The organism is Flavobacterium sp., from assembly GCF_020217025.1.
Classification (GTDB): Bacteria; Bacteroidota; Bacteroidia; order Flavobacteriales; family Flavobacteriaceae; genus Flavobacterium.
This window is the reverse complement of the sequence record NZ_JAIWOF010000167.1, coordinates 1-10,000: the sequence shown is the minus strand read 5'-3', so window position 1 is coordinate 10,000 and position 10,000 is coordinate 1. Positions and strand designations below refer to the sequence as shown.

Annotated in this window: 8 protein-coding genes and 1 pseudogene; 6 read left to right on the top strand and 3 right to left on the bottom strand. The window is 34.9% G+C overall.

Annotated features, from left to right (window positions below; genetic code table 11):
* From LDL23_RS08495 to LDL23_RS08485, 3 genes and pseudogenes are all read left to right on the top strand, one after another.
* Window positions 1–248, top strand: a pseudogene (locus LDL23_RS08495) (ATP-binding protein); the annotation flags it as partial.
* A gap of 2 nt (window positions 249–250) precedes the next feature.
* Complete coding sequence (locus LDL23_RS08490) at window positions 251–916, top strand: response regulator (protein WP_291265312.1); 666 nt, start codon at window positions 251–253, stop codon at window positions 914–916.
* Window positions 917–991: 75 nt separating this feature from the next.
* On the top strand, window positions 992–1,258 hold the full coding sequence (locus tag LDL23_RS08485; RefSeq protein ID WP_291265311.1) for a hypothetical protein: 267 nt from the start codon (window positions 992–994) through the stop codon (window positions 1,256–1,258).
* A gap of 1 nt (window position 1,259) precedes the next feature.
* Here the strand turns inward: LDL23_RS08485 and ytxJ are convergent, their stop codons facing one another.
* Together ytxJ and LDL23_RS08475 are read right to left on the bottom strand one after the other, a co-directional pair.
* Window positions 1,260–1,595: a bacillithiol system redox-active protein YtxJ gene (gene ytxJ / locus LDL23_RS08480; RefSeq protein WP_291265310.1), complete on the bottom strand. Its 336-nt coding sequence runs from the start codon at window positions 1,593–1,595 to the stop codon at window positions 1,260–1,262.
* 135 nt (window positions 1,596–1,730) lie between these two features.
* Window positions 1,731–3,293 (bottom strand): YdiU family protein, encoded by a 1,563-nt coding sequence (locus tag LDL23_RS08475; protein WP_291265313.1) that lies wholly within the window; start codon window positions 3,291–3,293, stop codon window positions 1,731–1,733.
* Between the two features lie 160 nt (window positions 3,294–3,453).
* Here LDL23_RS08475 and LDL23_RS08470 point away from each other — a divergent pair, with 160 nt between their 5' ends.
* Window positions 3,454–4,473: a M28 family metallopeptidase gene (locus LDL23_RS08470; protein WP_291265309.1), complete on the top strand. Its 1,020-nt coding sequence runs from the start codon at window positions 3,454–3,456 to the stop codon at window positions 4,471–4,473.
* Window positions 4,474–4,543: 70 nt separating this feature from the next.
* Here LDL23_RS08470 and glyA read toward each other — a convergent pair whose 3' ends face one another.
* Entirely contained in the window at window positions 4,544–5,818 is a 1,275-nt protein-coding gene (gene glyA / locus LDL23_RS08465; RefSeq protein WP_291265308.1) for a serine hydroxymethyltransferase, read from the bottom strand.
* 112 nt (window positions 5,819–5,930) lie between these two features.
* On the opposite strand from glyA, the gene fahA reads away from it, so the two are divergent.
* Window positions 5,931–7,217 carry a fumarylacetoacetase gene (gene fahA, locus LDL23_RS08460; RefSeq protein ID WP_291265307.1) on the top strand — a complete coding sequence of 429 codons (1,287 nt, stop codon included), beginning with the start codon at window positions 5,931–5,933 and terminating at the stop codon, window positions 7,215–7,217.
* A gap of 280 nt (window positions 7,218–7,497) precedes the next feature.
* The coding region (gene clpB, locus LDL23_RS08455; protein ID WP_291265306.1) for an ATP-dependent chaperone ClpB at window positions 7,498–10,000 on the top strand (2,503 nt) is incomplete at its 3' end.

Genomic DNA, 10,000 nt, shown 5'->3' with positions numbered 1-10,000 from the left:
TGTTGCAAGAACTCATGGTAAACATGAAAAAACACAGCGAATGTTCATTGGTGGCGATTGCTTTTAAAAATAACGGTCAATTTTTAGAAATTAGTTATTCCGACAATGGAAAAGGGAGCCAAAATCAATTACATACAAAAAATGGTTTGCAAAATGTGGAAAACCGCATTTTTTCTATCAACGGAAATATTACTTTTGATACTGAACCTAATAAAGGATTTAAAGTAAAAATTACAATTCCGAAATAAGTATGTTTACCAAAGTATTAATAGCCGAAGATTTTGACAGCATCAACATAGCGTTAATTCAAACCCTTGAAAGTATGGGCGTGAAAGAAATTGAACACGCTAAATACTGTGATGATGCTCTTTTAAAAGCCAAAAAAGCTATCCAAGATAAAGCTCCGTTTGATTTATTAATCTGTGATTTATCTTTTGAAACCGATTACCGAACGGTGACTTTGAAAAGTGGAGAAGAATTAATTACAGCCATAAGACAAATTCAACCTAGTATTCCTGTATTAGTGTACACCGTTGAAGACAAATCATTTGTGGTGAAATCATTAGTTGAAGATTTAAAAGTAAATGCATTTGTTCATAAAGGACGAAACAGTATCAGTCAACTAAAAACAGCTATGGAAACCATATTATTTGGTGGTACTTTTATCTCTCAAAATTTGGCTCATGCCTTAAAAGAAAATTCCTTTAATGAAATTGAAGATTACGATGTTCAGGTTTTAACGCATTTATCAAATGGTATAACCATTGAAGAAATGGAGCAATTATTTAAAAATAAAGACATCAAACCTAATAGTAAAAGTTACATTGAAAAACGCATCAGTAAACTAAAAGACATTTTTAAAGCTAAAACAACTATTCATTTAGTTTCACTTTCAAAAGACCTAGGCATCATATAAAAAATCTCATTTTACGGATTTCCGTACGGATTTCATTTTTATTGTGAGTAGCTTTGTATAAAACCATCTCATTTTATGCCTAACTACTTCTTACATACCGAACCCGATACAAACGACAATTTCCGACTACATTTGGAACACTGCCCTCATATAAAAAATACAAAATCTATTTCTTACCTAGGAGAATTTGATGACTTAAGCACAGTGCTTTCTGAATGTCAATCTTCTGATTATGCAGTATCATTGTGTACGGATTGTATTGATATTAATTTCGCAAAACCAATCTCAGAACGAAAACAATTAATCGCCTCTTTGTTAGATTGGTTCCGATATAAAAAATAATTTACAAATACTTTGCAATCTCTTCCGCCTGAATACTATGATGAGAAACACGATACACCACTTCTCCATCTTTCAAAACAATAATCTGTGGCGATTGGTGAATCACATTTAATTCATCCGCAATAAAGTTAGAAACACTTCTGTATGAAAGCAAATCCAAATAATTGAAATCTGCTTTATCGATTAATACATCATTTCCATTAACCAAACGTTCTTTAGCATAAGCACTAATACCACAAGTCACACTATCTTTAAAAATAATCTGTGTTTTCTCATTTGATTTTTCAACGATGTCTTTTACTTGTTGTTCAGTAGTAATAGGATTCCAGTTTTTCATAGTATATTTTAATTTGTTTAAACACATAGAAACATAGTCATGCTTTTGTATTCTATGCGCATAGTTTGTCATGCAGCCAAGCATTTCTTGAATATTGAATTTCGATTAACGAATATTGAATTTTGAACTTTATATTTAAGAACTACATGACAACATCGAACACCCCACTTTATTTCTCGCCCAATCAGGTCGTTTAGCAAACCACTTCTCATTCTGAGGTTGCTCATCATAAGGCTGTTTCAGTAACTCGTGAAGTTCTTCAATTAAAGTGTAATCTTCCTTCTCAGCTGCATCGATAGCTAATTGTGCCATATAATTTCGCAATACATATTTCGGATTCACTTCATTCATCTTCGCTTTTCTATCAGCATCAGAAATAGGCTCTTCATTTAGCTTTTGTAAATAAAGTTCCATCCAATTCAACCAAGTCGTTTTTAATGTGGCTACTATGGCATCAGGTTGATAAAAAGCATATTCAATTTTCGAAAGAGCTATTTCAGGGGTATCAGATTTTAATACATTGGCTAAGTTGCGATAGAAAATCGTCATATCCGTTTCGGAAACCGATAATAAGGTTCCTAATTCATCATAAAAATCAGTATTGTATTCCGAAGTCAACCCTAATTTCTCTTGCATCATCACCGGAAACTTCGCATCAAAACGATGACTGTAACTATTCAAAACTTGTTCCATTGAATCAATATCTTCAATCAGCGGATACAAAGCATTTCCTAATTGTACCAAATTCCACAAAGCAATATCAGGTTGGTTTCTAAATCTGTAACGTTTACCTTCAGCATCAGTAGTATTCGGTGTCCAATCAAGATTGTAATCTTCCAACCATCCATATGGACCATAATCAATCGTAAGTCCTAAAATCGACATATTATCCGTATTCATAACTCCGTGAACAAAACCAACACGTTGCCATTCCACAATCATATCTACCGTTCGGTTCACCACTTCTTGATAAAAAGCCAGATATTTTTCTTTTCCAGTTGCTTTAATTTCAGGATAAAAATAGTTAATCGTATAATCTGCTAAAGCTTTTAAATTTGGCAAATCTTTTCGAGCCGCTAATAATTCGAAATTTCCAAAACGAATAAACGAAGGCGCTACTCTACACACCACCGCACCATCTTCATAAGCAGGATTTCCATTGTATAAAATATCTCGTAATACCTTATCTCCTGTACTAACTAAAGACAAAGAACGTGTGGTTGGTACTCCCAAATGAAACATCGCCTCACTGCACAAATGCTCCCGAATCGAAGAACGTAAAACCGCCAAACCATCAGCAGTTCTGGAATAAGGCGTTTCTCCTGCTCCTTTTAACTGTAATCCCCAACGTTGCTCTTTGTGTAACACTTCAAATAAATTAATCGCTCTTCCATCTCCAAGTTGTCCCGCCCAATTTCCAAATTGATGTCCAGCATAGGCCATAGCATAAGATTGGGTTTCAGGATACACTTTACTTCCTGAAACTAACGCTAAAAATTCAGCTGATGTTAGATCTTCCTTAGACAAACCAATTAAATTGGCTACCTCATCAGCAACATGAAGTAATTTGGGATTACTAGGAACTCGAGGTGTTACATAGGAAAAACAAGCTCCAAAAACTTGTCGTCTGGTGTTTGAAGTATCAGTATCAGCCTGAAGTTGTTTGTTAAATGTGTCGTTTAGGTTTAATTTCATTATAAAATGCTTGTTATCTGCAAAGTTACTCATTGTAAATTTGTAATAATCTTTACTAATCTTCAAATTTTGTTAAAATTTATTACAAAGTGTAATAAAAAAATCATTTGTGCTACTAACTAATTATATTTGTTTTAGAATTAGAAACCAACAAAAATTTTTTATGAAAAAAATATTTTTTTCAGGTGCTGTTTTATCTTTGATTTTGATGAGTTGTTCGTCAACAAAGGTAGCTACAAAAGCAGATGCAGGCACTTACATTAACACCATTACAGCTCCAGAACTAAGCAAACACCTATACATTGTAGCAGGTGACGAAATGCAAGGAAGAAACACAGGTGAACCTGGACAAAAAAAAGCAGGTGAGTATTTAATTAACGAATACAAAAAAATGGGCATCAGTTTTCCTCCTGGAGCAACTGATTTTTATCAAAAAGTACCTTCTGAATTCATGAAAAGAGGATTTGCTCCTAAATTAAATGATTCAGAAAACATCTGGGCTTTTATTAAAGGTTCTGAAAAACCAGATGAAGTTTTAGTTATTTCAGCTCATTACGACCACGTTGGAATGAAAAATGGAGAAATCTACAACGGAGCTGATGATGACGGTTCAGGAACTGTTGCTTTATTAGAAATTGCACAAGCCTTCAAAGAAGCACAGAAAAAAGGACATGGACCAAAACGTTCAATCTTATTTTTACACGTTACAGGTGAAGAGCACGGCTTACACGGTTCAAGATATTATTCTGAAAATCCTTTATTTCCATTAGCCAACACTATTGCAGATATTAACATTGATATGATTGGTAGAAGAGATACGCTTCACCCTGCAACAAACAATTATATTTATGTGATTGGTTCTGATAGATTGAGTAGTGAATTGCACACAATCAACGAAGAAGCTAATGCTAAATACACCAAATTAGAATTGGATTATAAATACAACGATAGAAAAGATCCTGAGAGAATTTACTACCGTTCTGACCATTATAACTTCGCTAAGAAAGGAATTCCAGCAATTTTCTTCTTTAACGGAATCCATGCGGATTATCACTTACCAAGTGATACACCTGACAAAATTGAATACGATGCTTTAGCTAAACGAGCACAATTAGCCTTTGCCTTAGCTTGGGAATTAGCGAATCGTCCTGAAAGAATTAAAGTAGATAGAGACGGAAAATAAATCCGAAATCATAAAAACAAAAAACTCCTGATGATTAGTCAGGAGTTTTTTTATTGGATACTATTTGTAATTAAAATACAAACATCGCTCTTTCGCTCATTAATTCATTAACTTCTTCTGCTACTTGTTCTAAAACAGCTTCATCAGTATGATTCATTAATACTTTATCGATTAAAGCTACAACTGTTTCCATATCTTCTTCCACTAAACCACGTGTTGTGATAGCTGGAGTTCCCACACGAATACCCGAAGTAACAAATGGTGATTTATCATCAAATGGCACCATGTTTTTATTTACTGTAATTTCAGCTTTTACTAATGCATTTTCTGCCTCTTTACCTGAAATTCCTTTGTTTCTTAAATCAATTAACATCATGTGGTTATCCGTACCACCTGAAATTAATTTATAACCTCTTTTATTGAACGCTTCTGCCATGGCTTGTGCATTTTTCTTCACTTGCATAGCATAACGGAAAAACTCGTCTGTTAAACATTCTCCAAACGCCACCGCTTTAGCTGCAATAATATGCATTAAAGGTCCACCTTGATTTCCAGGGAAAACCGACATATCCAAAACATGCGACATCATTCTGATTTCTCCTTTTGGAGTAGTTAATCCCCATGGGTTTTCGAAATCTTTCCCCATCATAATCATTCCACCTCTTGGACCACGTAAAGTCTTGTGAGTAGTTGTTGTTACAATATGACAATGTGGAATTGGGTCATTCAATAAACCTTTAGCAATTAAACCTGCAGGGTGAGAAATATCAGCTAATAATAAAGCCCCAACGCTATCAGCAATTTCTCTGAAACGTTTAAAATCCATATCACGAGAATAAGCCGAAGCTCCCGCGATAATCATTTTTGGCTTATTAGCTGTTGCTATTTCTTGGATCTTATCATAGTTTAAAACACCTGTCTCCTCTTCTACTCCATAAAACACAGGATTGTATAATTTTCCAGAAAAGTTAACTGGAGAACCATGTGTTAAGTGACCTCCGTGAGATAAGTCAAATCCTAAAATCGTATCACCTGGTTTTAAACATGCTGCAAAAACTGCTGTATTCGCCTGAGAACCCGAGTGTGGTTGTACGTTTACATATTCAGCACCAAACAAAGCTTTTGCTCTGTCAATTGCAATTTGTTCTACAATATCTACTACTTCACATCCTCCGTAATATCTTTTACCAGGATATCCTTCAGCATATTTGTTGGTTAAACATGAACCTGCTGCTTCCATTACTTGGTCGCTAACAAAGTTTTCAGAAGCAATCAATTCAATTCCGTGAATTTGTCTGTCTTGTTCATCAAGAATTAGGTCAAAAATTTGTTCGTCGCGTTGCATTGCAATAAATATTCGTTAAAATTAGGTCAAAATTACGAAAAAGGTTTGTTACATTGATAGATAATTTTATATTTGATTCATAATTTTTCAACAACAAACTAACAATACAAATATGCCAAATATAGCAAACGATCCAAATAGAAAATCGTGGATTCCAGTTCCTGAAAATAGCGACTTCCCGATTCAAAACATTCCTTTTGGTGTTTTCATTACAAAAGAAGATGTAATCACTATTGGAACAAGAATTGGAAATTGCGCCATCGATATGGGTGCTTTACAACAATTAGGATATTTCGAAGGCATTGAACTTACTGATGATATGTTCATGCAAGACACTCTAAACGATTTTATTTCTGACGGAAAAAAAACATGGCGTTTGGTTAGAAATCGCTTAGCTGAACTTTTTGATGAAACCAATCCAACCTTGAGAGACAATAAAAATCATAGAGAAGTTGTAATCTTTAAAGTGGAAGACATCGAAATGCTTTTACCAGTTCAAATTGGAGATTACACCGATTTTTACAGTTCAAAAGAGCACGCTACAAACGTAGGAAAAATGTTCCGTGACCCAGAAAATGCGTTGTTACCAAACTGGTTACACATTCCAGTAGGTTATCACGGAAGAAGTTCTACGATTGTTCCTTCAGGAATTCCAGTTCACAGACCTTATGGGCAAACGTTACCAAATGGAGAAACTACTCCTGTTTTTGGTCCTTCAAGATTAGTAGATTTCGAATTAGAAACTGCTTTTATTACTACTGATGCGAATTTAATGGGTGAGCCAATTCCTGTTGAAGAAGCAGAAGAACATATCTTCGGAATGGTGTTATTTAACGATTGGAGCGCGCGTGATATTCAAAAATGGGAATATGTACCTCTAGGACCTTTCTTAGCGAAAAACTTTGCTTCGTCTATTTCACCTTGGATTGTAACCATGGATGCTTTAGAGCCTTTTAGAACAAAAGGTCCTGAGCAATCTCCAGAACCGCTTCCTTATTTAAAACAAAAAGGCAAAAAGGCATTTGATATCAATTTGGAAGTTTTAATCAAACCAGAAAATTCAGAAGAAACTGTTGTTTCACGTTCTAACTTTAAATACATGTATTGGTCAATGGCACAACAATTGGCACATCATACCATTAATGGCTGTAGAGTAAACTCAGGCGACATGATGGGAAGTGGAACAATCTCTGGACCAACAGAAGATTCTTTCGGTTCGATGTTAGAATTAACGTGGGGCGGTCAAAAACCATTAAAAATGAAGGATGGCTCTGAACGTAAATTCATCAACGATAATGATACCGTTATTGTTAGAGGATATTGTCAAAAAGGAAATTTAAGAATTGGTTTTGGTGAAGTTTCAAGTAAATTGTTACCTGCTATTGATTTGAAATTTTAAAAATTAAACCTTAAAATAATAGAAACTCCGAAAGATATTTTCGGAGTTTTTTTTGCTCAAAACTTTCCCATTTTCATTCATCGATTATTCACGACATTTTATCAAAAAAATTGAATTTTAGCTGCACTTTAAGACATTATGTCGTAAATTTATATGGTTTTCGGAGTTTTATCAGTCATTTTGTCTTGATTTAAGCATTGGAATACCAATTGCAGTACTCCTTTCAAAATCATTAAATTGAAAATAAAAACGAATCCCCAACTCGACAACAACTAAAAAAATGAACTTAAAAAATTTAACTATTAAATCGCAAGAAGCATTGCAACAAGCACAGCAACTTGCACAAGAATTCGGACACCAACAACTGGAAAATGAGCACATTTTCAAAGGTATATTGGAAGTTGACGAAAATGTAACGCCCTTCATTCTAAAAAAATTGAATGTAAATGTGGAGTTATTTAAAAAAGTATTGGATAGTACTTTACAAAGCTTTCCTAAAGTTTCGGGAGGTGAAATCATGCTTTCTCGAGATGCTTCAACAGCTTTGAATGAAGCCAATATTATTGCTAAAAAAATGAACGATGAATATGTTTCTATCGAACATTTAATCTTAGCTATTTTCAAATCGAAAAGTAAGGTAGCCCAAATTCTAAAAGACCAAGGAGTTACAGAAAAAGGATTAGAAAGCGCTATTGCGGAAATTCGTAAAGGCGAACGCGTAACCTCAGCATCAGCAGAAGAAACTTATAATTCTTTGAACAAATATGCTAAAAACCTTAACGAATTAGCACGTACTGGCAAATTAGACCCTGTTATTGGTCGTGATGAGGAAATCCGTAGAGTATTGCAAATCTTAACACGTAGAACCAAAAACAATCCAATGTTAATTGGAGAACCAGGTGTTGGTAAAACAGCTATTGCAGAAGGTCTAGCGCATCGAATTGTAGATGGCGATGTTCCTGAAAATCTGAAAAATAAAATCGTTTACTCTTTAGATATGGGTGCCTTAATTGCTGGAGCCAAATACAAAGGGGAATTTGAAGAACGATTAAAAGCCGTAGTTAAAGAAGTTACTTCTGCCGAAGGTGATATCGTACTTTTCATTGACGAAATTCACACCTTAGTGGGTGCTGGTGGTGGTGAAGGCGCAATGGACGCAGCTAACATCTTAAAACCTGCTCTAGCTCGTGGTGAATTACGTGCGATCGGAGCTACGACTTTAGACGAATATCAAAAATATTTCGAAAAAGACAAAGCGTTAGAAAGACGTTTCCAAAAAGTAAATATCGACGAACCTGATACTGAAAGTGCAATTTCAATTTTACGAGGTATCAAAGAAAAATATGAAGCGCATCATAAAGTTCGTATCAAAGACGATGCAATTATTGCTGCGGTAGAACTCTCACAACGTTACATTACAAATCGTTTCTTACCAGATAAAGCGATTGACTTGATGGACGAAGCGGCTTCAAAATTGCGTATGGAAATCAACTCAAAACCAGAAGAATTAGACGTTTTGGATAGAAAAATCATGCAATTGGAAATCGAAATCGAAGCTATAAAACGTGAGAATGATGAAACTAAGTTAAAAGTTCTTGGTTTAGATTTAGCGAATTTAAAAGAAGAGCGCAACGAAATTTTCACCAAATGGAAATCAGAGAAAGATGTTGTAGATAACATTCAAGTGGTAAAATTAGAAATTGAAGATTTCAAATTAGAAGCCGAACAAGCCGAAAGAAATGGAGATTACGGAAAAGTAGCTGAAATCCGTTACGGAAAAATAAAAGAAGCACAAGAACGTTTAGATGCTTTACAAACACAATTAGCAGAAAATCAAACTGGAACTTCTCTAATCAAAGAAGAAGTTACGCATGACGATATCGCAGAAGTGGTAGCCAAATGGACAGGAATTCCAGTTACAAAAATGCTTCAAAGCGAAAGAGAAAAACTGCTCAAATTAGAAGATGAATTACATCGAAGAGTAGTTGGGCAAGAAGAAGCAATTGAAGCGATAAGTGATGCCGTTAGAAGAAGTCGCGCTGGTTTGCAAGATGCTAAAAAACCAATTGGTTCGTTCTTATTCTTAGGAACAACAGGTGTTGGTAAAACCGAATTAGCAAAAGCACTTGCCGAATATCTATTCGATGATGAAAATGCGATAACCCGAATTGATATGAGCGAATATCAAGAACGTCATGCGGTAAGTAGATTAGTTGGTGCCCCTCCAGGATATGTAGGGTATGACGAAGGCGGACAATTGACTGAAGCAGTAAGAAGAAAACCTTATTCAGTGGTATTGTTAGACGAAATTGAAAAAGCACATCCGGATACGTTTAATATTTTATTACAAGTTTTAGATGAAGGAAGATTGACCGATAACAAAGGTCGTGTGGCGGATTTCAAAAACACCATTATTATCATGACTTCGAATATGGGAAGTCAAATAATTCAAGAGAAATTCGAGAATTTAAAAGGTGGAATTGAAGCAGCAACCGAAGCGGCAAAAACAGAAGTTTTAGGCTTATTGAAACAAACCGTTAGACCTGAGTTTATAAACCGCATCGATGAAATTGTAATGTTCACACCATTGACTGATAAAAACATTAAAGAAATTGTAGGATTACAATTAAGGAGTGTTATTAAAATGTTAGCACAACAACACATTACCATGGATGCCACTCCAGAAGCAGTAGCGTATTTGGCAGAAAAAGGATACGATCCGCAATTTGGAGCGCGACCAGTAAAACGAGTAATCCAACGAGAAGTGTTGAACCAACTTTCGA

Coding starts and splice junctions, on each gene's coding strand:
- LDL23_RS08490 (WP_291265312.1), top strand. CDS start 251: ATGTTTACCAAAGTATTAATAGCCGAAGATTTTGACAGCATCAACATA.
- LDL23_RS08485 (WP_291265311.1), top strand. CDS start 992: ATGCCTAACTACTTCTTACATACCGAACCCGATACAAACGACAATTTC.
- ytxJ (WP_291265310.1), bottom strand. CDS start 1,595: ATGAAAAACTGGAATCCTATTACTACTGAACAACAAGTAAAAGACATC.
- LDL23_RS08470 (WP_291265309.1), top strand. CDS start 3,454: ATGAAAAAAATATTTTTTTCAGGTGCTGTTTTATCTTTGATTTTGATG.
- glyA (WP_291265308.1), bottom strand. CDS start 5,818: ATGCAACGCGACGAACAAATTTTTGACCTAATTCTTGATGAACAAGAC.
- fahA (WP_291265307.1), top strand. CDS start 5,931: ATGCCAAATATAGCAAACGATCCAAATAGAAAATCGTGGATTCCAGTT.